The organism is Streptomyces sp. UNOB3_S3, assembly GCF_020740895.1.
Lineage (GTDB): Bacteria > Actinomycetota > Actinomycetes > Streptomycetales > Streptomycetaceae > Streptomyces.
Genome location: NZ_JAILXP010000067.1, coordinates 1 through 24,638, shown reverse-complemented (window position 1 = coordinate 24,638; position 24,638 = coordinate 1). Strand labels below are relative to the sequence as shown.

Sequence of the window (24,638 nt, the reverse complement as noted above, 5' to 3'; positions counted from 1 at the left end):
GCCCCTAAGAGCCCTCTCAGACAGCGCATGCCATCGTTGGGGACACGCACAAGATCCCGTACGTACCCCGCCGGAGGCGCCCCGTGTCCGAGCCGACGTCCGTCCTCGTCGTCGACGACGACCCCGACGTCCGGGCCGCCGTCGCCGACGGCCTGACCGTGGAGGGCTACGCGGTCAGAGCGGTCGGCGACGGCCTCGCGGCCCTCTCCGCCGTCGCCGCCGCCCCGCCGGGGGCCATCGTCCTCGACCTCGCCATGCCCGTCCTCGACGGCCTCGCCGTCTGCCGCCGCCTCCGCGAGCTCGGCGACCGCACTCCCGTCCTCGTCCTGACCGCCCGCGACGCCGTCTCCGACCGCGTCGCCGGCCTGGACGCCGGGGCCGACGACTACCTCGTCAAACCCTTCGCCCTCGACGAGCTCCTGGCCCGCCTCCGGGCCCTGCTGCGCCGGGCCACCCCGGCGACCGGCACCGCCGACGCCCCGCACGAGCTGGCCTTCGCCGACCTCACCGTCGACCCCCTCACCCGCACCGGCGAACGCGGCGGGACCGCCCTGGAGTTCACCCGCACCGAATTCGCGCTGCTGGAGGTCTTCCTCCGCCACCCGGGCCAGGTGCTGCCCCGCGAGGTGATCCAGGAGCGGGTCTGGGGCGCCGACTTCGGGCCGGAGTCCAACTCCCTCGCCGTCTACATCGGCTACCTGCGCCGCAAGCTGGAGGCCGGCGGCGCCCCCCGTCTCGTCCACACCGTGCACGGCGTCGGCTACCGGCTGGCCGAGCAGTGACCGGCCTCCTCCGCCACCGTCTCCTGCGCCACCGCCCCCTGCGCGCCCGCCTCGCCCTCGTCACCTCCGCCGCCGCCGCGCTCGTCGCGCTCGGCGTCCTGGGCGCGGCCTACGTCGTCATCCGCTACGAACTCGTCCGCCAGCTCGACCTCCAGCTCAAACAGCAGGCCGGGCTGATCTCCCAGCAGACCCGCGGCGGCGCCGACAGCGGCGTCCTGTACGACCAGTGCGCCTGGCGCGCCGCCCCCGCCTGCGCCCAGATCGTCCGCGCCGACCCCACCGCCCCCGGACAGCGGGGCCTCGCTCTGCCCGTCACCGGGGCCACCCGCCGCGTCGCCGCCGGCACTCTCGGCGCGTACTACAGCGACATCGTCCACGACGGCCGGCCCATGCGGATGCTGACGACGCCCCTGCAGGGCCGGGAAGGCCGCGCCCTGCAGGTGGCCGCCCGCTCCGACGCCGTCGACCAGGGCGTACGCCAGGCCGGCTGGTACCTGGGCTGGGTCGGCGGCGCCGGGGTGCTGCTCGCCGCGGCGCTCGGCTATGTGGTCTCACGGACCTCGCTGCGGCCCGTGACCCGGCTCACGGCCACCGCCGAACGCATCGCCGCCACCCGCGACCCGGCCCACCGCATCGAACTGCCGCCTCACGAGGCGGGCCGCGACGACGAGATCACCCGCCTCGCGGCCAGCTTCAACACCATGCTCGGCGAACTGGAGGAGGCCGTCGCCGCCCAGCGCCGCCTCGTGGCCGACGCCTCCCACGAACTGCGCACCCCGCTCACCGCGCTGCGCACCAACGCCGAGCTCCTGGCCCGCGCCGAGCGGCTCTCGCCCGCCCAGCGGGAACGGGCCGCCGAGGCCCTGGGCCGGCAGATGCGCGAGGTGACCGGCATGGTCAACGACCTCATCGAGCTCGCCCGCGACGAGGAGCCGCGCCCGCTCGTCGAACAGGTCCGCCTCGACCTCCTCGCCGAACGCTGCGCGGCCGTCGCACGCGGCCACTGGCCGGGCGCGGTCTTCACGACGGACCTCGCCGAGGCCACGGTCCCGGGCGTACCGGCCCGGCTGGCCCGGCTGCTGTCCAACCTCCTCGACAACGCGGCCAAGTTCAGTCCGCCGGGTGCCGTGGTCGAGGTCCGTCTCGCCCGCGCCGGCGGAACGCTCGACCTCACCGTCCGCGACCACGGGCCCGGCATCTCCGACGAGGACCTGCCGCACGTCTTCGACCGCTTCTACCGCTCCCGCCAGGCCCGCGCGCTGCCGGGCTCCGGGCTGGGCCTGGCCATGGCCCGCCAGATCGCCCGCGCCCACGGCGCCGAGCTCTTCGCCGAACAGGCCCCCGGGGGCGGCGCGTGCTTCCGCCTGAGCTTCCCCGCCCAGGAGGGGTGAAACGGCGAAGGGGGTGAAACGCCGAAGGCCCGGTCGGAATCGACCGGGCCTTCGTTCTCTGAGCGGACGACGAGACTCGAACTCGCGACATCCACCTTGGCAAGGTGGTGCTCTACCAACTGAGCTACGTCCGCATTCGCCCCGCGCTCTCGTGCGGTGCGGACACCACTATAGCCAACCTTGGGCGCGTGCGATGCGCGCCGCCGCGTGACGGTTCTCCGCGCCCAGCTTCGCGGTGGCCGCCGAGAGGTAGTTCCGGACCGTCCCCTGGGTCAGCGAGGCCCGCTCGGCGATCTCCGCTATGGGGGCGCCGTCCTCGGCCAGTTCCAGCAGCTCCGCCTCGCGGGCGGTGAGCGGGGAGTCGCCCGCGCTGATCGCGTCGGCAGCCAACTCGGGGTCCACGTAGCGGCTTCCGCCGTGCACGGTCCGGATGATCTCGGCGAGCCGCTGGGCCGAGACGGTCTTCGGCACGAACCCGCGCACCCCCGCCCCGAGGGCCCGCTTCAGATGCCCGGGGCGGCCGTGACCGGTGACGATCATGGTGCGGCAGTCGGGCAGTTCGGTCCGCAGGGATGTGGCGACCATCACACCGTCCATCCCCGGCATCTGAAGATCCAGCACCGCGACGTCGGGCCGGTGGGCGCGGGCCATCGCCAGCGCCTCGGTCCCGGACGCGGCCTCCGCCACGACCTGGAGATCGTCCTCCAGCCCGAGCAGCGCGGCCAGCGCACCACGGATCAGGTGCTCGTCGTCGGCGAGCATCACGCGGATCGGCGCGGTCATGCGTCCGTCCTCTCGGGGACGAGGGCCACGGCGTCATGGTCCGGCGGCGCCGAACCCGCCCCCGTCCCGGAATCCACCGGCACCCGCGCCGTCAGCAGGAACGTCCCGTTCCCCCCGTGCTCGTACGCCAGCGTGCCCCCCAGCACCGCCAGCCGTTCCCGCAGCCCCGCCAGGCCCGAGCCACCACCCCGCGTGGCGGCGGCCCGCACCCCGTCGTTCTCCACCGTCAGTACCGCCCGCCCCTCGGCCCACCGCAGCCGCAGCGCACAGCGCCCCGCGTCCGAGTGCCGCAGCACGTTCGTCGTGGCCTCGCGGACGACCCAGGCCAGCGTCGACTGGACCGCCGGCGACAGGTCGTCGGCGGCCCGGGCGTCGATGCGGCACTCGATCCCGGCGGCGGTCAGGATCCCCCGGGCCCCGGCCAGTTCGGTGTGGAGATCGGCCTCGCGGTAGCCGCGGACGACCTCGCGCAGCTCGCGCTGGGACTCCTGCGCGATGCGCTGCGCCTCGGCCATCTGGTCCACGGCCGCCTCCGAGCCGCGCCGCGCCAGCTGCACGGCGAGCTCGCTCTTGAGCGCGATCGCCGCGAGGTTCCGGCCGAGCACGTCGTGCATGTCGCGTGAGAAGCGCAGCCGTTCCTCGGCGACCGCGAGCCGCGCCTGCACCTCACGGGCCGCGTCGACCTCCAGCATGATGGAGAGCATCCACCCCGAGACGCGCGCGATCAGCAGGACCCACCCGGTGAGGAACAGCCCCCCGAAGACCATGCCCACCAGCGTCGGCACCGGGAGGCCCGCCACGGCGAACGGCACCAGCGCGACGAGCGAGCCCGCCGCGCACAGGCCCCAGTAGACGCGCTTGCGCACGATCAGGCAGAGGGCGCCGAGAGGCGTCATCGCGAGCCCCATGAGCATGGTGGACACGCTCTGCGCGAGTTCCTTGCTGCCGCGCGTCGCGATCAGCGCCAGCAGACAGAGCGCCACCGCCAGCAGGACGAAGGAGAGCACCAGCCGCGCCCGGAGGACGGTCTCCCGGCCGAGATAGCGGTCGAGGGCGCGGCGCAGCAGGCCCACTCCGGCCGTGGCCTGCACGATCGCCACCACGAGCAGGGCCGCTCCCAGGCCCAGCCCCCGCCGGTCCGGGCCGGCGGCCAGGCCCAGCAGCGCCAGGCCCTCGATCACGATGAACAGCCAGGGGCACGCGTACAGCGCGCCGCGCATGTACATGTCGATCTGCTGGATCTTGCTGTGGTCGCGGAACTTCCGCACCCGGCTGATCACGCGCTCCACCCCCCTGGTCGTTCTCGTGGTTCAGCGCCGGGGCTCCCAACGGAACCACCGACGTACAGCAAACACCGCGAGCGCCGTCCAGACGAGGGCGGCCCCCAGATGACCGAGGGTCCCGGCCAGGTCCGCGCCGCCGAGCCAGCCGTCGCGCATCAGCTGGACGACCGGGGTGAGGGGCAGCAGCTCGCAGAACCGCGCGACCCCGTCCGGCAGCCCCTCCAGCGGATAGAACATCCCCGAGCCCAGCATCGAGACCATCGTCAGCGGCATCGCCGCGAGCTGGGCGCTCTCCGCGGTCTTGGCGAAGGCCGTGGACGCGGCGGCCAGCGGCGTCAGCATGGCCAGGCCCAGCAGCACGCCCGCCACCAGCAGGTCCGGGCGCGCCGGCAGACGCATGTGCAGCCATGCCGCGCCCGCCGCCACCAGGAGGACGCACTGCGCGACGGCGATCGCCAGCGAGGGCAGCGCGGTGCCGGCGAGGATCTCCACGTCGCCGGCCTCGCCCGTCCGCAGCCGCTTGAGGACCAGTTCCTCGCGCCGGGCGGTGAAGACGCTCATGAGGTTGTAGTAGACGACGAAGAGCAGGACGTACCCGAAGGCGCCCGTCATCGTCGCCTCCTTCAGGGACATTCCGGTGCCGCTCAGGTCGAGGCTCTTGGTCGCCGTGCTCATCGCGTAGACCATCAGCACGGGCATCAGCAGGACGGTGTAGAGCGCCATCCTGTTGCGGCCCAGGAGCGTGAGCTCCGCGCGGCCCAGGGCCAGGGCCCGTCCCATCACGTTCGTCGTGCCCGCCGGGATCCCCGTACCCGGCGTGCTCGTCGTCCGCGTGGCTGTCGTGTCCGTCGTCATCACTCGCCCCTCTCCGACGTCGCGGCCCCGGCGATGGCCAGGAACGCCTCCTCCAGCGAGGCGGTCCGCGCGTCCAGTCCCTCCAGCTCGACGTCCTTGTCCCGGGCCCACAGCAGCAGCCCGGTCAGCGTGCGCTGCAACTCGGCCGTCTGGAGCTCCACCCGGCCGCCGTTCTCCTCGTGCCGCAGCACCCCCAGCGCGGCCAGCGGCGGCAGATCGCCGACGAACCAGCCCGTCGGCATCGCGAAGCGGATGCGCGCCGGATGGGCGCCGATCACCTGGCCCGGTGTGCCGGTGGTCACGATCCGCCCGTCCCGCATGATCGCCAGCCGGTCGGCCAGCGACTCCGCCTCCTCCAGGTAGTGGGTGGTGAGCAGCACCGTCGTGCCGTCCTCGCGCAGCCGCCGCACCAACTCCCAGGTGGTGTGGCGCGCCTCGGGGTCCAGCCCGGTCGTCGGCTCGTCGAGGAAGAGCACCTCGGGCCGCCCCAGCAGGGCCAGCGCGAGGTCGAGCCGCCGGCGTTCGCCGCCGGAGAGCTGCTTGACCCGTACGTCCCGGCGCGGGCCGAGCCCCACGAGTTCCAGCGCCTCCCCGACGGGCCGCGCCCCGGTCGTGCAGCCCGCCCACATCCGCACCGTCTCGGCGGCGCTCAGGTCGGAGGGGAAGCCGCCTTCCTGGAGCATCACCCCGATCCGGGGCCGCACCAGGCGGCGTTCCGCGTACGGGTCGTGGCCCAGCACCCGGACCGTGCCCCCGGTCGGCCGGGCGAGGCCCTCCAGCAGTTCGACCGTGGAGGTCTTGCCCGCGCCGTTCGTCCCCAGCAGCGCGAACAACTCCCCGCGCCGCACGGTGAAGGACACGTCCCGCACCGCCTCGAATCCCTTGTCCCCCCGCTGGCCATACCTACGGCGCAGCCCTGAGACCTCGATCACACCGTCCCCGACATCCATGTATCCAGGCTCCCGGCGAATTCCGCCGGGGATCAGTGCGGGCTGTCATGACTTCGAATGACGGATGTCATGAGGAGGCGATGCGCATACGACGAAGGCCCCAGTCGCGATGACTGGGGCCTTCGTTCTCTGAGCGGACGACGAGACTCGAACTCGCGACATCCACCTTGGCAAGGTGGTGCTCTACCAACTGAGCTACGTCCGCATGCCTCCGACCGACAGCTTCTCAAAGAGAGGGGCCACCGGGCGGCGCGTGCACCACTCTACCTGATCCACAGCGGTGGTCGGTAAAGCGATGAGAGCGGGTGACAGGAATCGCACACTGCGCCTCCCCCTTGGAAAGGGGGCGCTCTACTACTGAGCTACACCCGCGCGCCCATCCAGACGATCCACTGACGTGGACCGTTGAACGGTCAGAGCGGGTGACAGGAATCGCACACTTGCGCCTCCCTCTTGGAAAGAGGGCGCTCTACTACTGAGCTACACCCGCGCGTCCATCCAGACGATCCACAGATGTGGACCACTGGCTGGTCAGAGCGGGTGACAGGAATCGCACACTGCGCCTCCCTCTTGGAAAGAGGGCGCTCTACTACTGAGCTACACCCGCGCGTCCATCCAGACGATCCACAGATGTGGACCACTGGCTGGTCAGAGCGGGTGACAGGAATCGCACACTGCGCCTCCCCCTTGGAAAGGGGGCGCTCTACTACTGAGCTACACCCGCATGACCCCGAAGTTCCGGCCGGTTTCCCGGCGTTGCCCCTCGGCGTGATCCAAACTCTAGCTGATCACCCGGGGCGGTTGGCAAATCCGATGATCGACGGGCCGCGCACGACGCCGGGCGCGACCCACGAGGGGGGTGCGGGCGCCGGCTCAGGCACCCGCGTTGAAGGCCTCGTAGACCTTCTTGGGGATGCGGCCGCGCGGCGGCACCTCCATGCCGTGCGAGCGCGCCCAGGCGCGGACCGCCGCCGGATCGGGTGCGACGGACGTACGGCGGTAGACGCGGCCCGACCGGGACTGCTTGCGGCCGGCGTCCATGTAAGGCTCGAGGATGCCCCGCAGTTTCTTCGCATTGGCAGAGTTCAGGTCGATCTCGTACGACTTGCCGTCGATCCCGAAGATGACGGTCTCCGCGGCTTCCCCGCCGTCGATGTCATCGGAGAGTGTGACCACTACGCGCTGCGCCACGAAAATCGGTCCTTTCGACCAGTATCACCGCTCTGACCTGCGGTGACGTGTTGGTTCCGGTTGTTCTCGGGCCATACTTATTCATGTGTGCGACAAAGGGCAATGCATGATGCGACCCAGTTAATTCCGTCGCCCCACCCCACCGCAATCGTCACCGGGTGTTCCCCCGGGATTTTTCCCGGAATTTTCCCGAGTGGACCGCGTGGCGGCCGAGCAAAATGCGAAGGATAAGCCCAGCATATCTATGCGCGTAGATTTTCCGGGACTGTACGCTGGCGGTACCGCTTCAGCTCACGCACCACACACCGGGAGTGCCAGTGGCACGCGTCGTAGTCGACGTCATGCTCAAGCCGGAGATCCTCGACCCGCAGGGCCAGGCGGTGCAGCGCGCGCTGCCACGCCTGGGTTTCGAGGGGATCGCCGACGTCCGTCAGGGCAAGCGCTTTGAACTCGAGGTGGAGGGCCCGGTCGACGAGGCCGCCCTCGCCCGAATCCACGAGATGGCGGAAACGTTTCTCGCCAACACCGTGATCGAGGACTTCACCGTGCGGGTCGACTCGTGACCGCACGCGTGGGGGTCATCACCTTCCCCGGCACCCTCGACGACCGCGACACCCAGCGCGCCGTCCGGATCGCCGGCCTCGAAGCCGTGCCCCTCTGGCACCGCGACAAGGACCTCAAGCAGGTCGACGCCGTGGTCCTGCCCGGCGGCTTCTCCTACGGCGACTATCTGCGGGCGGGCGCCATCTCCCGCTTCTCGCCGGTCATGGAGACCGTCATCGACCAGGCCAAGGCCGGTATGCCGGTCCTCGGCATCTGCAACGGCTTCCAGGTGCTCACCGAGACCCACCTGCTGCCCGGCGCGATGCTGCGCAACAACCACCTCCACTTCATCTGCCGCGACCAGAAGCTCCGCGTGGAGAACGCGGACACCGCCTGGACGGCCGACTACGAGGCGGGCCAGGAGATCTCCGTCCCGCTGAAGAACATCGACGGCCGCTACGTGGCCGACGAGCACACCCTCGACGAGCTCGAGGCCGAGGGCCGTGTCGCCTTCCGCTACCTGGACGGCAACCCCAACGGCTCGCTCCGCGACATCGCGGGCATCACCAACGCCGCCGGCAACGTCGTCGGCCTGATGCCCCACCCCGAGCACGCCGTCGAGCCGGGCGTCGGCACCGGCCGCACGGACGGGCTCGGATTCTTCACCTCGATCCTCAAGAAGCTGGTCAGCGCCTCATGAGCCTCGACACCGTCAAGCACGCCAACGAGACCCCCGACGACGCCCAGCCCTGGGACGAACTCGGCCTCAAGCAGGACGAATACGAGCGCATCCGCGCCATCCTCGGCCGCCGCCCCACCGGCGCCGAGCTCGCGATGTACTCGGTGATGTGGTCCGAGCACTGCTCGTACAAGTCGAGCAAGGTCCACCTCCGCCAGTTCGGCGACAAGGCCCCGGAGGCTGATACACCGGGAGGGGGCGCCCTCCTCGTCGGCATCGGCGAGAACGCCGGCGTCGTCGACGTCGGCCAGGGCTACGCGGTCACCTTCAAGGTCGAGTCGCACAACCACCCCAGCTACATCGAGCCCTACCAGGGCGCGGCCACCGGCATCGGCGGCATCGTCCGCGACATCCTCGCGATGGGCGCCCGCCCGGTCGCCGTCATGGACCCGCTGCGCTTCGGCGCCGCCGACCACCCCGACACCAAGCGCGTCCTGCCGGGCGTCGTCGCGGGCATCGGCGGCTACGGCAACTGCCTGGGCCTGCCCAACATCGGCGGCGAGGTCGTCTTCGACTCCTGCTACCAGGGCAACCCGCTGGTCAACGCCCTGTGCGTCGGTGTGATGAAGCACGAGGACATCCACCTCGCCAAGGCCTCCGGCGCCGGCAACAAGGTCATCCTCTACGGCGCCCGCACCGGCGGCGACGGCATCGGCGGCGTGTCCGTGCTCGCCTCCGAGACCTTCGACTCCACCGGCCCCGCCAAGCGCCCCGCCGTCCAGGTCGGCGACCCCTTCCAGGAGAAGCTCCTCATCGAGTGCACCCTGGAGATCTTCCGCGAGGACCTGGTCGACGGCATCCAGGACCTCGGCGGCGCCGGCCTGTCCTGCGCCACCAGCGAGCTGGCCAGCGCCGGCTCCGGCGGCATGCGCGTCGAGCTGGACCGCGTACCGCTGCGCGACGCGACGCTCTCGCCCGAGGAGATCCTCATGAGCGAGTCGCAGGAGCGGATGTGCGCGATCGTCGAGCCCGGCAAGGTCGACCGCTTCCTGGAGCTCTGCGAGAAGTGGGACGTCATCGCCACTGTCATCGGTGAGGTCACCGACGGCGAGCGGCTGGAGATCTTCTGGCACGGCGAGCAGATCGTGGACGTCCCGCCGCGCACCGTCGCCCACGAGGGCCCGGTCTACGAGCGCCCGTACGCCCGCCCGGAGTGGCAGGACGCCCTCCAGGCCGACGACGCGAACAAACTGGCCCGCCCGGCGAGCGCCGAGGAGCTGCGCGCGCAGCTCCTCAAGGTGCTCTCCTCCCCGAACCAGGCCTCCAAGTCCTGGATCACGGACCAGTACGACCGTTTCGTCCAGGGCAACACGGTCCTCTCCCAGCCCGAGGACTCCGGCATGGTCCGGATCGACGAGGACACCAACCTCGGTGTCGCCGTCGCCACGGACGGCAACGGCCGCTACACCAAGCTCGACCCGTACACGGGCGCCCAGCTCGCGCTCGCCGAGTCGTACCGCAACGTGGCCGCCACCGGCGCCCGCCCGCTGGCGATCTCCAACTGCCTGAACTTCGGCTCGCCGGAGGACCCGGCGGTCATGTGGCAGTTCGCCGAGGCCACCCGTGGCCTGGCGGACGGCTGCCTGACCCTGGGCACCCCGGTGACCGGCGGCAATGTCTCGCTCTACAACCAGACGGGCGAGACCGCCATCCACCCGACCCCCGTGGTCGCGGTCCTGGGCGTCATCGACGACGTCGACCGCCGGACGCCGATGGCCTTCGCCGACGAGGGCCACCTGCTCTACCTCCTGGGCGACACCAAGGAGGAACTGGGCGGTTCGGCCTGGTCGCAGGTGATCCACGACCACCTCGGCGGGCTGCCGCCGGCCGTGGACCTGGACCGCGAGAAGCTCCTCGCCGAGATCCTGATCGCCGCCTCCCGCGACGGCATGATCGACGCGGCGCACGACCTCTCCGACGGCGGCCTGGTCCAGGCCCTCGTGGAGTCGTGCCTGCGCGGCGGCAAGGGCGCCCGGATCGTCGTTCCGGACGCCCTGGACCCGTTCGTGTTCCTCTTCTCCGAGTCCGCCGGCCGCGCGGTCGTCGCCGTGCCGCGCAGCGAGGAGCTGCGCTTCACCGACATGTGCGGGGCGCGGGGGCTGCCGGCGACGCGGATCGGCGTTGTCGACGGCGAAGAGCTGGACATCCAGGGGCAGTTCACGGTTCCGCTGGCGGAGCTGCGCGCCGCGCACGAGGCCACGATTCCCTCGTTGCTCGTGTAACGCTCGCTCAACTCTCTTCACCAGTACGGGACGGGCCCGGCCGGTTGTGCCGGTTGGGCCCACCCGAAGCCTGGCCAAGGATTAGGCTCGCGCCATGCCTTCCGCACCGCGCAAGCCCCGAGTTCGCTGCTTCGATCCCGCCAAGGTGCGGGCCGCCCTGGAGGGGCAGGTCCGTGCCGTGCGGGACGTGGTTGCCGTGGTGTGCGCCGAACCGGACGCCGAGGCGCTGCTCGCCGCGCCCTCCGGGGTGGGCAAGTGGACGGCCGGGGAGCTGATCACGCACCTCACCGGCGCGTTGGAGATGTTGCCGCTGCACATCGAGGCGCAACGGTCCGGTGAATCCCCGTCCGTACGGGCCGAGATCACCCTGCCGGAGTACGCGGCGGGCAGCGGCGCGCGGGCCGCGGAAGTGGCGGAGAGGGCCGTCGCCGCTGCCGAGGCGCTCGCCGGCCAGGAGCCCAACTCCCTGGTGGCCGCGCTGGATCGGGCCGCCGAGCGGCTGTTCGCCGCGCTCGCGGACACGGGTTCCGTCAAGGCCGTCCCCACGGTTCTCGGCGCCATGTCGCTGCCCGACTATGTGGTGACCCGACTGGTGGAAGTCGTGGTGCACGGCGACGATCTCGCGACCGCCACGGGCACCGTCGTACGCCATGACCGCCAGGCCCTCGCGACCGTCACCCGGTTGCTCGCCGACGTGTTGGCGGCCAAGGCCCCCGGCGGTTCGGTGGAAGTACGTATCCCGCCATTCGCCGTGACCCAGTGCGTCGCGGGTCCCCAACACACGCGCGGGACGCCGCCGAACGTCGTCGAGACCGACCCGATCACCTGGATCCGGCTGGCCACAGGCCGTCTGACCTGGGCCGACGCACTCGATTCCACCGCCGTGACGGCCAGTGGCGAACGTGCGGACCTCTCCGCGCAACTTCCTTTGCTCACTTGAGCGAAGCTCACCCGTGCGCGTGACCGACCGCAGGGATCCGGCCACGAACAGGTGATTCACCGTGCCCACCGAGTGGCTTTCCGTGGTGTGAGATTTCCCGGCCGTCCCCGGTTCGGATGAACCTCGTCCCTGCCATAGACTCAAGGTGTGCCTCGTGGTGACGGACGACTCAACCACGACCTGCTCCCCGGCGAAAAGGGCCCCCAGGACGCTTGCGGCGTCTTCGGTGTCTGGGCTCCGGGAGAAGAGGTCGCAAAACTCACCTATTTCGGGCTGTATGCGCTGCAGCACCGTGGACAGGAGTCCGCGGGCATCGCGGTGAGCAACGGCTCCCAGATCCTCGTTTTCAAGGACATGGGACTGGTCTCCCAGGTCTTCGACGAAACCTCCCTAGGCTCCCTCCAGGGCCATATCGCGGTCGGTCACGCCCGCTACTCCACCACCGGAGCCTCGGTGTGGGAGAACGCGCAGCCGACCTTCCGGGCGACCGCCAACGGCTCCATCGCCCTGGGCCACAACGGGAACCTGGTCAACACCGCCGAGCTGGCCGAGATGGTCGCCGCGCTCCCGCGCGACAACGGCCGGGCCACCCAGGTGGCGGCGACCAATGACACCGACCTGGTCACGGCCCTGCTCGCCGGGCAGACCGACGACGACGGCAAGCCGCTGACCGTCGAGGAAGCGGCCGCCAAGGTCCTCCCCGACGTCAAGGGCGCCTTCTGCCTCGTCTTCATGGACGAGCACACGCTCTACGCCGCCCGTGACCCGCAGGGCATCCGCCCGCTGGTCCTCGGCCGGCTGGAGCGCGGCTGGGTGGTCGCCTCGGAGACGGCCGCCCTGGACATCTGCGGTGCCACCTTCATCCGCGAGATCGAGCCCGGCGAGATGATCGCCATCGACGAGAACGGCGTGCGGACCTCCCGCTTCGCCGAGGCCAAGCCGCGCGGCTGCGTCTTCGAGTATGTGTACCTGGCCCGCCCGGACACCGAGATCGCCGGCCGCAACGTCTACCTCTCCCGGGTGGAGATGGGCCGCCGCCTCGCCGCCGAGGCCCCCGTCGACGCCGACCTGGTGATAGCGACCCCGGAGTCGGGCACCCCCGCCGCCGTCGGCTACGCCGAGGCCAGCGGTATCCCGTACGGCACGGGCCTGGTCAAGAACGCCTACGTCGGCCGGACCTTCATCCAGCCGAGCCAGACCATCCGCCAGCTCGGCATCCGGCTCAAGCTCAATCCGCTCAAGGAAGTCATCAAGGGCAAGCGCCTGGTGGTCGTCGACGACTCGATCGTCCGCGGCAACACCCAGCGGGCCCTGGTGCGGATGCTGCGCGAGGCGGGCGCCGCCGAGGTCCACGTACGGATCTCGTCCCCGCCGGTGAAGTGGCCCTGCTTCTTCGGCATCGACTTCGCCACCCGCGCCGAGCTGATCGCCAACGGGATGACCGTCGAGGAGATCGGCAAGTCGCTGGGCGCGGACTCCCTCGCCTACATCTCCCTCGACGCGATGGTCGAGGCGACCACCATCGCCAAGCCCAACCTGTGCCGGGCCTGCTTCGACGGCGAGTACCCGATGGCGCTCCCCGACCCCCAGCTGCTGGGCAAGCAGCTTCTGGAGACCGAGCTCGCGGGCGGCGCGGACGCCGCCGACGCGCTCCGTCGTCCGTAACGCTCCGTAGTACAAGACGACACGAAAGATCTCAACGTCATGTCTGAGACCACCGGTGCCAGCTACGCCGCTGCGGGCGTCGACATCGAAGCCGGCGACCTCGCCGTCGACCTCATGAAGGAATGGGTGCGCAAGGCCACCCGCCCCGAGGTCGTCGGCGGCCTCGGCGGCTTCGCCGGCCTCTTCGACGCCAGCGCCCTCAAGCGCTACGAGCGCCCCCTGCTCGCCTCGGCCACCGACGGCGTCGGCACCAAGGTCGACATCGCCCGCCGGATGGGCGTCTACGACACCATCGGCCACGACCTGGTCGGCATGGTCGTGGACGACCTGGTCGTCTGCGGCGCCGAGCCCCTGTTCATGACCGACTACATCTGCGTCGGCAAGGTCCACCCCGAGCGCGTCGCCGCCATCGTCAAGGGCATCGCCGAGGGCTGTGTCCTCGCGGGCTGCGCCCTCGTCGGCGGCGAGACCGCCGAGCACCCCGGGCTGCTGGGCGCGGACGAATTCGACGTGGCCGGCGCCGGTACGGGCGTGGTGGAGGCGGACCGGCTGCTGGGCGCGGACCGCATCCGCGAGGGTGACGCCGTCATCGCGATGGCCTCGTCGGGACTTCACTCGAACGGGTACTCACTGGTCCGCCATGTGCTCTTCGACCGGGCCGGCTGGAAGCTGGACCGGGAGGTGCCGGAGCTCGGCCGGACGCTCGGCGAGGAGCTCCTGGAGCCCACGAAGATCTACTCGCTGGACTGTCTCGCCCTCACCCGTACGGCGGAAGTCCACGCCTTCTCGCACATCACCGGCGGCGGCCTGGCCAACAACCTCGCCCGGGTGATCCCGGACCACCTCCACGCGACCGTCGACCGCGCCACCTGGACGCCGGACCCGGTCTTCGGCCTGGTCGGCGAGCTGGGCGGGGTGGCACGCCCCGAGCTGGAGAAGACGCTCAACATGGGCGTCGGCATGATCGCGGTCGTCCCGCAGGAGTCCGTGGACGTGGCCCTCGCGACCTTCGCCGACCGCGACGTGGACGCGTGGGTGTGCGGCGAGATCGAGACCCGTGGAGACCACGCGCAGGCCGTCACCCTCAAGGGCGACTACGCGAAGTGACCCACGCGCCGCGTGTGGGCAGTCGTGCCGCCTGGGGGCACCTCCCAGAGGTAGCTGGGGGCGGCACGGGTGGGCACACGCGGCCCGCACCCGCACGACGGCATCAGGACAGCGCAGAACCCGGTCCGGGGCCGAAGAGGCCCCGGACCGGGTCAGAAAAAGCTATGGCTGCCGCGTCAAGCGCGACGACGGTACGCGGACTGGTCGGACGGCTGCTCGTCCTCGTCCTCGACCTCGTCGTTGTAACGCGCCGCGTACTGAGCGTACGGGTCGTCTTCCAGCTCGTCCTCGAGCGGCTCGCTCTCCGGCGGCGGCTTGATCGCTGCCGGTTGCGTTGCGCCCAGCTCATTGGCCAGACGTGAGAGGTCGGTCCCGCCGCTGTTGTACTTCAGCTGGCGGGCGACCTTTGTCTGCTTGGCCTTGGCCCGGCCGCGCCCCATGGCTCGACCCCCTCATTGACGGGGCTCGACGGCCCCAGAGTCTTGACACGCGTTCACGTTCATGAGTCAGAGCGGACCCCTGTTGAAGGTGTCCGGCCTGTAGAGCTTCAACGGTACCTGCTTCCGCCGTCATACGGTACGTCGCCCGCATGACGTGCCACGGAGCCGGACCCGGAGGGGGTCCAGTACTCGCTGGTCAGCCACGATTTTAACGTGTCCCGAGCGCCGACCCGCCGAGGGGTGGTGAGAGATCTCTCCTTCCGCCGCCTTCCGGTCACTCTTCTGTGGGGATCGCTGCGCGGATCACCGTGGAGATCGCCGCCCGGGGGCCGGTCGCCCGCCCGGGCGGGAAGATCACCCGAGCGGGGCAACGGGGACACGAGGAGTCACCGGGCGGGCGCCGGGACGGTGCTCACCGCCTCCTGGGCCGCCTTCGCCCTGGCCTCGGCCATGCGCTGCTCGGCGAGCCGGTCCGCCGCGACGGCCGGCGGAATGCCGTCCGCTCGTGCGCGATCGAATATGGCCAAAGTCGTGTCGTAGATCTTGGTCGCCTTGGCCTTCGCCCGGTCGAAATCAAAGCCGAGCAGCTCATCGGCGACCTGGATCACTCCACCGGCGTTCACCACATAGTCCGGCGCGTAGAGCACGCCCCGGTCGGCGAGGTCCTTCTCGACCCCCGGGTGGGCGAGCTGGTTGTTGGCCGCGCCGCAGACCACGGACGCGGTGAGGACGGCCACGGTCGTGTCGTCCAGCGCGCCGCCGAGGGCGCAGGGGGCGTAGACGTCGAGCGGCGTCCGGACCAGCGCGTCGGCGTCGGCCACGGCCGTGACCTGCGGGTGGCGGGCCAGGATCCGCTCGACCGCAGCGGCTCTGACGTCCGTGATCACGACCTCCGCGCCGTCCTGGACCAGGTGCTCCACCAGGTGGTGGCCGACCTTGCCGACGCCGGCGACGCCCACCCGGCGCCCGCGCAGCGTGGGCTCGCCCCACTGGGTCCGCGCGGCGGCCCGCATGCCCTGGAAGACGCCGAAGGCGGTGAGCACGGAGGAGTCGCCGGCGCCGCCCTGCTCGGGCGAGCGTCCCGTGGTCCAGCGGCTCGTCCGGGCGACCACGTCCATGTCCTGTACGTAGGTGCCGACGTCGCACGCGGTGACATAGCGGCCGCCCAACGAGGCCACGAAGCGTCCGTACGCAAGCAGCAGCTGCTCGGACTTGATCAGATCGGGATCGCCGATGATCACAGCCTTTCCGCCGCCGTGGTCGAGCCCCGCCAGGGCGTTCTTGTACGACATACCGCGTGAGAGGTTCAGCGCGTCCCGTACCGCGTCCTCGTCGGACTCGTACGGGTGGAATCGGGTGCCGCCCAGCGCCGGGCCCAGGGCCGTGGAATGCAGGGCGATCACGGCCTTGAGGCCGCTCTCGGCGTCCTGGCAGAGCACGACCTGTTCGTGGCCGCCCTGGTCGGAACGGAAGAGGGTGCGCAGTACGCCGTCGTCGGCGCCGCTGGTGGGACGTACGTCGGTCACGGTGGTGACTCCCATATGCCGCGGAGGTCGCCCTCGCGAGGGGTGGGCGAGGGCCGGTTGGCACGAGGGTAGGGCCTGACGGCCCGGCCGGCCGGGCCCGTGCCGAGGATCACTCTCCCGGGCTCCGGCGCCATGGGACGATTCGGACGGTATGGGGAGGGGCACCCGCAACTCCCCGGGGGTGACCTACGGCTTGAGGGAGCGAGCGTGGGCGTGGCGTCGTCGGTGACCGTGCCGTACGCGGCCTATCTGCGGGTCTACGAGCCGCTGGCCGCGTTCCCGGAGCCGGAGCGGTCCCACTGGCTGCGGTACGCGCGCCGGGAGAGCCTCCCCGGCGCCCAGGACGAACTGCGCCGCTCGCTGGCGGATTTGCTGCCCACCCCGCCCGTCCCGGTCCCGGTGCACGAGAGCGGCGACGCCTTCGTCGCGGTCGTGGACGGCGTGGTGTGCGTCTGCCCCTGGCGCACCCGGCTGCGGGGCTGGCTGGCGCTGCGGGAGCTGGCGGAGCGTTTTCCCGCGCCCGTGCTGGACGCGGCGCTGCCGCCCGTGGTGCGGCGCCAGGCCGCCGCGGACTACGAGCGCTGGGCGGCCCGCAACCCGGACGCCCGGCCGTGGATCAGGACGGCCACCTGGCAGGTGCCGCTGCGCTGGTTCGTGCTCTTCTCGGACGACGAGCGCGAGTACGGCAAATCCGTGCCGGAGGGACCGCAGGGGCCGGAGGGTGGCGGGGGACTGCTGCTGCGCTACCGGACGCCGATGGTCCAGGCGCGTCGGCGGGTGGCCCGCGGATTGCGTACGCTCCGGGACGCGATGGAGGAGGGGCCGCTGATCGACGGGCTGGTGGAGGTCGGGCGGTGGCTGGAAGAGTTCCATCCGCGGTCCCTGGTGGAGCTGGACTACGGCGGACTTGTGCATATGGTTCCCGAGGCACAGCTGGCCGAGGACCGCTCCGCCGCCGACACGGCGGACGGGCTGGCGGCGCTTCGGGCGGGTGACGGGGCGCGGGCCGGTGCGGCGTACGAGCGGCTGACGGAGCGTTGGAGGGCGGTCCGCGACCGGCAGTTCGCCAACTGACCGCCCGGCACCGCCGGCCGGCCGGTGCTGTGATCGGGACCTAGGTCCCGATCCGGGCCATTGCGGCAACCGTGACCTAACGCACTTACGTTAGGTCTTGCGCCCATCGCCCATCCTCATGGCAAAATAGGACAAGGAGTCTGGGAAGGGTTCCTTCCGCCCAAGTAAGGGCGGATAGTTCGGTATTGCACTCCTTGGCGGATCTGGTGACCCCTGATCTGTTTGATCCCGCTGTGACTGATCGTCACGGCGGGGTGACTGTCCGCTATGGCATGGTCCATCGGGTTCCGTCGAGGTTGAACACCTGAGAGGGCAATTCCATCGGTTTGGCCGACGTGGCTGGACAGATGGTGTAGTTGTAGTGCCGAGGACAAGCCGTTCGTCCTATAACCGACTCGGCCCGCGTCCGCCATTTCGGGCAACGCGGGTCAAGGTGCAGAATTTAGAGGAAAGAACCGACGTGATGGTTCGGTTCTCCCGAGGAGGCCGCTCATGACCGCTCGCACCCCTGATGCCGAGCCGCTGCTGACCCCGGCTGAGGTCGCCACGATGTTCCGCGTGGACCCGAAGACGGTCACCCGTTGGGCGAAGGCTGGCAAGCTCACGTCCATCCGCACGCTCGGAGGGCACCGCCGTTACCGCGAAGCGGAGGTCCGCGCCCTGCTGGCGGGCATTCCGCAGCAGCGCAGCGAAGCCTGAACAACTGAATGACCGGGTGATTTCCGGGGCCCCCAACCCGGCTCTCGCCCACCTGAAGCTCCACAGACGGTAAACGACGGATGCCTGCCCCAACAGGCGTCCCGCCCACCGACTTGGGCTGGCCGTCGATCGCGCTGGACTCCGCCGGGTCCAGCGCGATCTTTTTTATGCGCCGGTATCCCCGCACGGACGTGTCCCGCGTCCCCGCACCCGGGTCCACCGACCGGGCCGGCGGAAGACCGGGGGGTCGGTGCAATTGCACATATTAAATTGACCCGGCGTAGGGAGGGGGTAAGTTCCCCTACCACGGAAATACTTTCAGTGACTCCCATCACATCGCGGCGTGCTTGTCCCTCATCATGCCGCTGGGGTAAAGGACTTGCGCCCGCGGTCACTCTCCGGAGCCACCGCCCGGCGGTGCCCGCCACTCCCCGTCGCCGCCTCCGTCGTCGCCACCGGAGCCGCCGTACGTCACCGGGGGAGGGGGCTCTCCTCCCGCGGCGCCTCCTGGTCGCTCCCGGCCTCCTGGGCGAGCCGCAGGAGCCGGTGGCAGACCGGGCAGTGTCTCGTCAGGTGGCGATAGCCGGCCGCGGCGGAGAGATGGGCGCGCAGCAGCGCCCTGGTCTCGTGCCGGCTGCGCTCGGTCGTCGTCATAGGGCGCGGCACCTCCCACTGACTGGGGTACCCCTGGCACGTGTCGCAGTCAAGGACGGAAGCACCGAGGCCCGGATCCGGGGATACGGATCCGGGCCTTCAAGTCGGCGGGCCCCCAGGGCACTTGCCCCGGGCCGAACAGCAGCGGAGCCCGTATCCCTGGGGGATACGGGCTCCGACTCTACTGCGGTCCTGACGGGATTTGAACCCGCGGCCTCCACCTTGACAGGGTGGCGAGCACTCCAAACTGCTCCACAGGACCTTGCTTGCTTTCCCGCTCTCGCGTTCTTGCGAGACAGACTCTACAGCAGGTCAGGGGGTGCGGTCGAACCAGCGCCCCGTGACGGCGCCCACAGTCGCGGGGCGCCGTCCTCCGGCGTTCCGCTACGGGGCCAGCTTGTCGATCGCCTTCACGATCCGCTTGTCCGAGACCGGGTAGGCCGTGCCCAGCGCGTGGGCGAAGTAGCTCACCCGGAGCTCCTCGATCATCCAGCGGATCTCCCGGGCCTCCTGGGGCACGGGACGGCCCTTGGGGAACTGCTCCAGCAGCCACGCGTACTCGTCGCGCATCTCCGTCACCTTCGCCAGCCGGGCCCGGTCCCGCTCGGCGTTGGTGGGCAGCTGGGTCAGCCGGCGGTCGACCGCCACCAGATAGCGCAGCAGGTCCGGCAGCCGGCGGACGCCGTGGGCCGTCACGAAGCCCGGCTTGATCAGCTCCGCCAGCTGCTGTTTGACGTCCGTCAGCGACGCCAGCAGCGCCGGGCTCGACGTCGCCTTCAGCCGGCGCTCGCACGCCTGCCAGGCGGCCAGCACCTCCTGCGTCCGGCGGATCGCGTCCAGCGTCGCGTCGACGATGTCGGCCCGGACGGCGTCGAAGAGCTTGCGGAAGGACTCCTCGTCCCACACGGGCCCGCCGTGGGCCGCGATCAGCTTGTCCGCGGCGCCCGCGACACAGTCCTCGAAGAGCGCCTGGATCGAGCCGTGGGGATTCCGCGACAGGGCGAGCTTCTGCTGATTGCCGAGCTTGTCCTGGGCGAACTTCGCCGGGTTCGACGGCAGGTTCAGCAGGATCAGCCGGCGGACACCGGCCCACATCGCCTCGCGCTGCTCGGGCTCGGTGTCGAAGAGCCGCACGGCCACCGAGGACCCCTCGTCGACCAGCGCCGGGAACGCCTTCACCGGCTGGCCCGCCCGGCGCGTCTCGAAGGTGCGCGGCAGCGTCCCGACCGTCCACGACGTCAGCCCCGAGCGCTGCTCGGGACGGGCCGTGCCACCGGAGCCGCCGTCCGCCTTCTCCGTGGCCTGTTCGAAGGCCTTGGTGATCGCGGCCTGCGTCTTCGGCTTGAGCCGCAGCCGCAGCGCCTCCAGGTCCTTGTCCTCGGCGATCTTCCGCTTCCGCTCGTCGACCACCCGGAAAGTGATCTTCAGATGGTCGGGGACCTTGGCGAGGTCGAAGTCCTCCGCCTCCATCCGCACCGCCGTCATCCGGTGCAGCCCGTGCGCCAGCGCCGCCGTCAGCGGGTCCTGCAGGGGCACCGCGCTGTCGAGGAAGCGCTGGGCGAAGTTCGGCGCGGGGACGCAGTTGCGCCGGATCGGCTTCGGCAGCGACCGGATCAGCTCCGTGACCAGGTCCTCCCGCAGCCCCGGGATCTGCCAGTCGAAGCCCTCGGCGGAGACCTGGTTGAGCACCTGGAGCGGGATGTGGACGGTCACACCGTCCGCGTCCGCGCCCGGCTCGAACTGGTACGTCACCTTGAACTTCAGCCGGCCCTGCCGCCAGGAGTCCGGATAGTCGTCCTTGGTGACGGCCTCCGCGTTCTCGTTGATGAGCATGGAGTGCTCAAAATTGAGCAACTCGGGCTCATCGCGCCGCTTGTGCTTCCACCAGGAATCGAAGTGCGCCCCGGAGACGACGTGTTCCGGCAGCCGCTGGTCGTAGAAGTCGAACAGCGTCTCGTCGTCCACGAGGATGTCGCGACGACGGGCGCGGTGCTCCAGCTCCTCGACCTCGCCCAGCAGTTTGCGGTTGTCGTGGAAGAACTGATGGTGCGTCCGCCAGTCACCCTCGACGAGCGCGTTGCGGATGAACAGCTCACGGCTGGTCTCCGGGTCGATCCGCCCGTAATTGACCTTCCGCTGCGCCACGATCGGCACGCCGTAGAGCGTCACCCGCTCGTACGCCATCACCGCCGCCTGCTTCTGCTCCCAGTGCGGCTCGCTGTACGTGCGCTTCACCAGGTGCTCGGCGAGCGGCTCGATCCATTCCGGCTCGATACGCGCGTTGACGCGCGCCCACAGCCGGGAGGTCTCCACCAGCTCCGCCGACATCACCCAGCGCGGCGGCTTCTTGAACAGCGCCGAACCCGGGAACACCGCGAATTTGGCATTGCGGGCCCCGACGAATTCATTGTTCTTCTCGGTGTCCTTGAGGCCGATGTGCGACAGCAGACCGGACAGCAGCGACTGGTGCACCCGCTCCGCCGGCGCGTCCTCCTCGGCGAGGTGGATGCCCATCGTCTTCGCGACCGTGCGCAGCTGGTAGTAGATGTCCTGCCACTCACGTATGCGCAGATAGTTCAGGTACTCCGACTTGCACATCCGGCGGAAGGCCGAGGACGACAGCGCCTTCTGCTGCTCGCGGATGTACCGCCACAGGTTCAGGAAGGCGAGGAAGTCGCTGGTCTCGTCCTTGAACCGGGCGTGCTGCTGATCGGCCTGCGCCTGCTTCTCCGACGGCCGCTCGCGCGGGTCCTGGATCGACAGCGCGGCCGCGATCACCATCACCTCGCGGGCGCAGCCGTTGCGGTCGGCCTCCAGCACCATGCGGGCCAGCCGGGGGTCCACGGGCAGCTGGGAGAGCTTCCGGCCCAGCGGCGTGAGCCGCTTCTTCGGCTCCTTCTGCTTCGGGTCGATCGCCCCGAGCTCCTGGAGCAGATCGACGCCGTCCTTGACGTTGCGGCGGTCCGGGGCGTCGATGAAAGGAAACTTCTCGATGTCACCGAGCCCGGCCGCCGTCATCTGGAGGATGACCGACGCCAGGTTCGTCCGCAGGATCTCCGCGTCCGTGAACTCCGGCCGTGCGAGGAAGTCGTCCTCCGAGTACAGCCGGATGCAGATGCCGTCACTCGTACGGCCGCAGCGGCCCTTGCGCTGATTGGCGCTGGCCTGCGAGACCGGCTCGATCGGCAGCCGCTGGACCTTGGTGCGGTGGCTGTAGCGGGAGATCCGGGCGAAGCCCGGGTCGATGACGTACTTGATGCCGGGAACGGTCAGGGACGTCTCGGCGACGTTCGTGGCGAGGACGATCCGGCGGCCGGTGTGGCGCTGGAAGACCCGGTGCTGCTCGGCGTGGGAGAGCCGCGCGTAGAGCGGCAGCACCTCGGTGAACTTGTATTTCCTCTTCTCCAGCGCGTCCGCCGTGTCGCGGATCTCCCGCTCGCCGGAGAGGAACACCAGGATGTCGCCCTCCCCCTCCCGCTGGAGCTCGTCGACGGCGTCGCAGATCGCGGTGACCTGGTCACGGTCGGCGTCGGAGGAGTCTCCCCCAGCTACCGCTGGGGGTGCCCCCACCTCCAGCTCCAACGGCCGGTAGCGGACCTCCACGGGGTACGTACGGCCCGAGACCTCGACGATCGGCGCGTCGCCGAAATGGCGGGAGAAGCGCTCGGGGTCGATGGTGGCGGAGGTGATCACGACCTTGAGGTCGGGGCGCCGGGGGAGGAGCTGGGCCAGATAGCCGAGGAGGAAGTCGATGTTGAGGCTGCGCTCGTGGGCCTCGTCGATGATGATCGTGTCGTACTGGCGCAGCTCGCGGTCCGTCTGGATCTCGGCGAGCAGGATGCCGTCGGTCATCAGCTTGACCATGGTGGTGTCGCCCACCTGGTCGGTGAAGCGGACCTTCCAGCCGACGGCCTCGCCCAGCGGCGTCCGCAGCTCCTCGGCGACCCGCTCGGCGACCGTACGGGCGGCGATCCGGCGGGGCTGGGTGTGCCCGATCAGGCCTTTGACGCCGCGGCCGAGCTCCAGGCAGATCTTGGGGATCTGGGTGGTCTTGCCGGAGCCGGTCTCACCCGCCACGATCACGACCTGGTGGTCGCGTATCGCCTCGAGGATCGCGTCCTTCTTCTGGCTGACGGGCAGCTGCTCCGGATAGTCGACGGCCGGCATCGCGGCCCGGCGGTTCGCGACGCGCAGCTCGGCCGTCCCGACCTCCGCCGCGATCTCGGCCAGGACGGCCGTGCGGGCCTCGGGCTTGCGGACGCGGCGGGCCCCGTCGAGCCGCCGCCCCAGCCGCTGCGCGTCGCGCAGCGTCAGCTCGGGGAGGCGGGCGGCGAGGTCGGCGAATGCGGCGGTGGCGGCAGGCTGCGTAGACATACGGAGTCCAGGATCGCACCACGCGCCGCGAAGCGGCGAACGCATTTAGGGGCCGTGGCGCCCCCGGAAAACACCGAGGCCCCCATCTTCCGATGGGGGCCTCACTGTGGCTGGGGCCGGGGTCGAACCGGCGACCTTCCGCTTTTCAGGCGGACGCTCGTACCAACTGAGCTACCCAGCCATGCGATCATCGAGATGATCGCAAGCGGTCCTGACGGGATTTGAACCCGCGGCCTCCACCTTGACAGGGTGGCGAGCACTCCAAACTGCTCCACAGGACCAAGCTTATGTGCGAGACAAGTCTCGCACACGGCGTTGCGTGCCCCCAACGGGATTCGAACCCGTGCTACCGCCTTGAAAGGGCGGCGTCCTGGGCCACTAGACGATGAGGGCTGATGGCCCACCTGGGCGCTTTGTCGGCGCCTCGGGGACGTGAGAAGCATATGGGATGCAGGGACCGATCGCCAAAACGGTTTGCCGGAGGCCTCCCGGGACCGCCCTCCGGAGGCCCCCGTGCCGGACAATGGCGGGGTGCTGGAGATGACGCGCGAGGAGTTCGAGGAACTGGTCGCCGAGGGCCTGGACAGGATCCCGCCGGAGCTGACGCGGCTGATGGACAACGTCGCCGTGTTCGTCGAGGACGAGCCCCCGGCCGAGGACCCGGAGCTGCTGGGGCTCTACGAGGGCACGCCGCTCACCGAGCGCGGCGAGTGGTACGCCGGGGTGCTGCCGGACCGGATCACGGTCTACCGGGGGCCGACGCTGCGGATGTGCGCCACGCGGGACGAGGTCGTGGCCGAGGTCGAGGTGACGGTCGTTCATGAAGTGGCCCACCACTTCGGGATCGACGACGAGCGCCTCCACGCGCTGGGCTACGGGTGAGGCGCCGCGGGCCCGGCGGGCGGCGCGGACGAGGCTACGGATGATCGAGGGCTGATCGCCGGGCGTCGCGCGTGTCCTGCGCGGGGCGGGGCCAGTTGGGCAGGGCGCTCGTCCCCTGTACCCGAAGGCGGTCCCCTTCATGCGCGCAACGTCAGCGCACGCGACAGCGTTCACCCGTTTCGCGGCCGCGGCTGCCCTGGCCCTGACCCTGAGCGGGTGCCTGAGCGGGTGCATGAGCGTGAGCGACCCGAGCCGTCCGGCGCCGTCGGGGACGGGCGGGCAGCGCGAGACCGGGACCCAGCCGGACGGCGGGCTGCGGCCCCCAGCGGGCCGCGCAGGGCACGCGGACGGCAAATCGGCGAAGGGTGGGGCGAGCGGCAGCCCGTCGGCGAAGGAGGCGCGTCCCTCCGCCTCCGCGTCGTCCTCGGCCGCCCCGGGGGCCTCCCCGTCGGCGTCCCGGCCGGCCGGCAAGCCGGGGGACCACCCCAAGCCGCCGAGCGGCCCCAACCAGGGCGGCTCCCCGGCGCAGGGCAAGCCC

20 protein-coding genes, 10 tRNA genes and 1 pseudogene are annotated in these 24,638 nt (G+C 70.7%); 12 read left to right on the top strand and 19 right to left on the bottom strand.

The window, feature by feature from the left end; translation table 11 throughout:
• The first annotated feature begins 83 nt into the window (after nt 1–83).
• Nucleotides 84–782 (top strand): response regulator transcription factor, encoded by a 699-nt coding sequence (locus K6I33_RS10400; RefSeq protein WP_229350175.1) that lies wholly within the window; start codon nt 84–86, stop codon nt 780–782.
• Nucleotides 779–2,173 carry a cell wall metabolism sensor histidine kinase WalK gene (locus tag K6I33_RS10395; RefSeq protein WP_229350173.1) on the top strand — a complete coding sequence of 465 codons (1,395 nt, stop codon included), beginning with the start codon at nt 779–781 and terminating at the stop codon, nt 2,171–2,173. Before K6I33_RS10400 ends, K6I33_RS10395 begins: the two co-directional genes overlap by 4 nt.
• A gap of 61 nt (nt 2,174–2,234) precedes the next feature.
• On the opposite strand, the gene K6I33_RS10390 is transcribed toward K6I33_RS10395, so the two are convergent.
• The 11 genes from K6I33_RS10390 to K6I33_RS10340 all read right to left on the bottom strand — a co-directional run bounded on the left by K6I33_RS10390 (nt 2,235) and on the right by K6I33_RS10340 (nt 7,235).
• A tRNA-Gly gene (locus tag K6I33_RS10390) sits at nt 2,235–2,307 on the bottom strand.
• 34 nt (nt 2,308–2,341) lie between these two features.
• A complete protein-coding gene (locus K6I33_RS10385; protein ID WP_229350171.1) occupies nt 2,342–2,956 on the bottom strand; it encodes a response regulator transcription factor in 615 nt (204 codons plus the stop codon).
• A complete protein-coding gene (locus tag K6I33_RS36290) occupies nt 2,953–4,245 on the bottom strand; it encodes a histidine kinase (protein ID WP_229350169.1) in 1,293 nt (430 codons plus the stop codon). Before K6I33_RS36290 ends, K6I33_RS10385 begins: the two co-directional genes overlap by 4 nt.
• A 21-nt stretch (nt 4,246–4,266) precedes the next feature.
• Entirely contained in the window at nt 4,267–5,094 is an 828-nt protein-coding gene (locus K6I33_RS10375) for an ABC transporter permease (RefSeq protein ID WP_229350167.1), read from the bottom strand.
• A complete protein-coding gene (locus tag K6I33_RS10370; RefSeq protein ID WP_229350165.1) occupies nt 5,094–6,044 on the bottom strand; it encodes an ABC transporter ATP-binding protein in 951 nt (316 codons plus the stop codon). The genes K6I33_RS10375 and K6I33_RS10370 overlap by 1 nt, the downstream gene beginning before the upstream one ends.
• Before the next feature lie 132 nt (nt 6,045–6,176).
• Nucleotides 6,177–6,249, bottom strand: a tRNA-Gly gene (locus K6I33_RS10365).
• A 95-nt stretch (nt 6,250–6,344) separates the two neighbouring features.
• Nucleotides 6,345–6,416: transfer RNA gene (locus tag K6I33_RS10360), tRNA-Gly, on the bottom strand.
• Nucleotides 6,417–6,461: 45 nt separating this feature from the next.
• A tRNA-Gly gene (locus K6I33_RS10355) sits at nt 6,462–6,534 on the bottom strand.
• A 45-nt stretch (nt 6,535–6,579) separates the two neighbouring features.
• Nucleotides 6,580–6,651 (bottom strand) — tRNA-Gly (locus tag K6I33_RS10350).
• Nucleotides 6,652–6,696: 45 nt separating this feature from the next.
• Nucleotides 6,697–6,768 (bottom strand) — tRNA-Gly (locus tag K6I33_RS10345).
• Nucleotides 6,769–6,917: 149 nt separating this feature from the next.
• Complete coding sequence (locus K6I33_RS10340) at nt 6,918–7,235, bottom strand: Lsr2 family protein (protein WP_229350163.1); 318 nt, start codon at nt 7,233–7,235, stop codon at nt 6,918–6,920.
• Between the two features lie 317 nt (nt 7,236–7,552).
• On the opposite strand from K6I33_RS10340, the gene purS reads away from it, so the two are divergent.
• The 6 genes from purS (at nt 7,553) to purM (ending at nt 14,451) form a co-directional block, all read left to right on the top strand.
• A complete protein-coding gene (gene purS / locus K6I33_RS10335) occupies nt 7,553–7,798 on the top strand; it encodes a phosphoribosylformylglycinamidine synthase subunit PurS (protein ID WP_042151546.1) in 246 nt (81 codons plus the stop codon).
• Entirely contained in the window at nt 7,795–8,478 is a 684-nt protein-coding gene (purQ, locus tag K6I33_RS10330) for a phosphoribosylformylglycinamidine synthase subunit PurQ (protein ID WP_229350161.1), read from the top strand. The genes purS and purQ overlap by 4 nt, the downstream gene beginning before the upstream one ends.
• On the top strand, nt 8,475–10,739 hold the full coding sequence (gene purL / locus K6I33_RS10325) for a phosphoribosylformylglycinamidine synthase subunit PurL (RefSeq protein WP_229350159.1): 2,265 nt from the start codon (nt 8,475–8,477) through the stop codon (nt 10,737–10,739). The genes purQ and purL overlap by 4 nt, the downstream gene beginning before the upstream one ends.
• Nucleotides 10,740–10,833: 94 nt before the next feature.
• A complete protein-coding gene (locus tag K6I33_RS10320; RefSeq protein ID WP_229350157.1) occupies nt 10,834–11,679 on the top strand; it encodes a sterol carrier family protein in 846 nt (281 codons plus the stop codon).
• Between the two features lie 147 nt (nt 11,680–11,826).
• Nucleotides 11,827–13,344 (top strand): amidophosphoribosyltransferase, encoded by a 1,518-nt coding sequence (purF, locus tag K6I33_RS10315; protein WP_229350155.1) that lies wholly within the window; start codon nt 11,827–11,829, stop codon nt 13,342–13,344.
• 39 nt (nt 13,345–13,383) lie between these two features.
• A complete protein-coding gene (gene purM / locus K6I33_RS10310) occupies nt 13,384–14,451 on the top strand; it encodes a phosphoribosylformylglycinamidine cyclo-ligase (RefSeq protein ID WP_229350153.1) in 1,068 nt (355 codons plus the stop codon).
• Between the two features lie 176 nt (nt 14,452–14,627).
• Here purM and K6I33_RS10305 read toward each other — a convergent pair whose 3' ends face one another.
• Both K6I33_RS10305 and K6I33_RS10300 read right to left on the bottom strand, forming a co-directional pair.
• Nucleotides 14,628–14,891, bottom strand: coding sequence for a DUF3073 domain-containing protein (locus K6I33_RS10305; RefSeq protein ID WP_229350151.1), 264 nt, complete (start codon nt 14,889–14,891; stop codon nt 14,628–14,630).
• A 386-nt stretch (nt 14,892–15,277) separates the two neighbouring features.
• On the bottom strand, nt 15,278–16,432 hold the full coding sequence (locus K6I33_RS10300) for a Glu/Leu/Phe/Val dehydrogenase dimerization domain-containing protein (protein WP_229350149.1): 1,155 nt from the start codon (nt 16,430–16,432) through the stop codon (nt 15,278–15,280).
• 192 nt (nt 16,433–16,624) lie between these two features.
• On the opposite strand from K6I33_RS10300, the gene K6I33_RS10295 reads away from it, so the two are divergent.
• Nucleotides 16,625–17,491, top strand: coding sequence for a hypothetical protein (locus tag K6I33_RS10295; protein WP_229350147.1), 867 nt, complete (start codon nt 16,625–16,627; stop codon nt 17,489–17,491).
• 492 nt (nt 17,492–17,983) lie between these two features.
• On the top strand, nt 17,984–18,190 hold the full coding sequence (gene bldC, locus K6I33_RS10290; protein ID WP_003949541.1) for a developmental transcriptional regulator BldC: 207 nt from the start codon (nt 17,984–17,986) through the stop codon (nt 18,188–18,190).
• A gap of 471 nt (nt 18,191–18,661) precedes the next feature.
• Here the strand turns inward: bldC and K6I33_RS10285 are convergent, their stop codons facing one another.
• The 6 genes from K6I33_RS10285 to K6I33_RS10260 form a co-directional block, all read right to left on the bottom strand.
• On the bottom strand, nt 18,662–18,844 hold the full coding sequence (locus K6I33_RS10285) for a DUF6274 family protein (protein WP_229350145.1): 183 nt from the start codon (nt 18,842–18,844) through the stop codon (nt 18,662–18,664).
• A 187-nt stretch (nt 18,845–19,031) separates the two neighbouring features.
• Nucleotides 19,032–19,106 (bottom strand) — tRNA-Asp (locus tag K6I33_RS10280).
• Nucleotides 19,107–19,228: 122 nt separating this feature from the next.
• Nucleotides 19,229–23,218 (bottom strand): ATP-dependent RNA helicase HrpA, encoded by a 3,990-nt coding sequence (hrpA, locus tag K6I33_RS10275; RefSeq protein WP_229350143.1) that lies wholly within the window; start codon nt 23,216–23,218, stop codon nt 19,229–19,231.
• Between the two features lie 107 nt (nt 23,219–23,325).
• Nucleotides 23,326–23,399 (bottom strand) — tRNA-Phe (locus K6I33_RS10270).
• A 25-nt stretch (nt 23,400–23,424) separates the two neighbouring features.
• Nucleotides 23,425–23,499, bottom strand: a tRNA-Asp gene (locus K6I33_RS10265).
• 39 nt (nt 23,500–23,538) lie between these two features.
• Nucleotides 23,539–23,611, bottom strand: a tRNA-Glu gene (locus K6I33_RS10260).
• A 138-nt stretch (nt 23,612–23,749) separates the two neighbouring features.
• Here K6I33_RS10260 and K6I33_RS10255 point away from each other — a divergent pair.
• Together K6I33_RS10255 and K6I33_RS10250 are read left to right on the top strand one after the other, a co-directional pair.
• A complete protein-coding gene (locus tag K6I33_RS10255) occupies nt 23,750–24,100 on the top strand; it encodes a metallopeptidase family protein (protein ID WP_229350177.1) in 351 nt (116 codons plus the stop codon).
• 238 nt (nt 24,101–24,338) lie between these two features.
• Nucleotides 24,339–24,638: pseudogene (locus K6I33_RS10250) on the top strand (hypothetical protein); the annotation flags it as partial.

Coding starts and splice junctions, on each gene's coding strand:
- K6I33_RS10385 (WP_229350171.1), bottom strand. CDS start 2,956: ATGACCGCGCCGATCCGCGTGATGCTCGCCGACGACGAGCACCTGATC.
- K6I33_RS10375 (WP_229350167.1), bottom strand. CDS start 5,094: ATGACGACGGACACGACAGCCACGCGGACGACGAGCACGCCGGGTACG.
- K6I33_RS10370 (WP_229350165.1), bottom strand. CDS start 6,044: ATGGATGTCGGGGACGGTGTGATCGAGGTCTCAGGGCTGCGCCGTAGG.
- purL (WP_229350159.1), top strand. CDS start 8,475: ATGAGCCTCGACACCGTCAAGCACGCCAACGAGACCCCCGACGACGCC.
- K6I33_RS10320 (WP_229350157.1), top strand. CDS start 10,834: ATGCCTTCCGCACCGCGCAAGCCCCGAGTTCGCTGCTTCGATCCCGCC.
- purM (WP_229350153.1), top strand. CDS start 13,384: ATGTCTGAGACCACCGGTGCCAGCTACGCCGCTGCGGGCGTCGACATC.
- K6I33_RS10305 (WP_229350151.1), bottom strand. CDS start 14,891: ATGGGGCGCGGCCGGGCCAAGGCCAAGCAGACAAAGGTCGCCCGCCAG.
- K6I33_RS10300 (WP_229350149.1), bottom strand. CDS start 16,432: ATGGGAGTCACCACCGTGACCGACGTACGTCCCACCAGCGGCGCCGAC.
- bldC (WP_003949541.1), top strand. CDS start 17,984: ATGACCGCTCGCACCCCTGATGCCGAGCCGCTGCTGACCCCGGCTGAG.
- K6I33_RS10285 (WP_229350145.1), bottom strand. CDS start 18,844: ATGACGACGACCGAGCGCAGCCGGCACGAGACCAGGGCGCTGCTGCGC.
- hrpA (WP_229350143.1), bottom strand. CDS start 23,218: ATGTCTACGCAGCCTGCCGCCACCGCCGCATTCGCCGACCTCGCCGCC.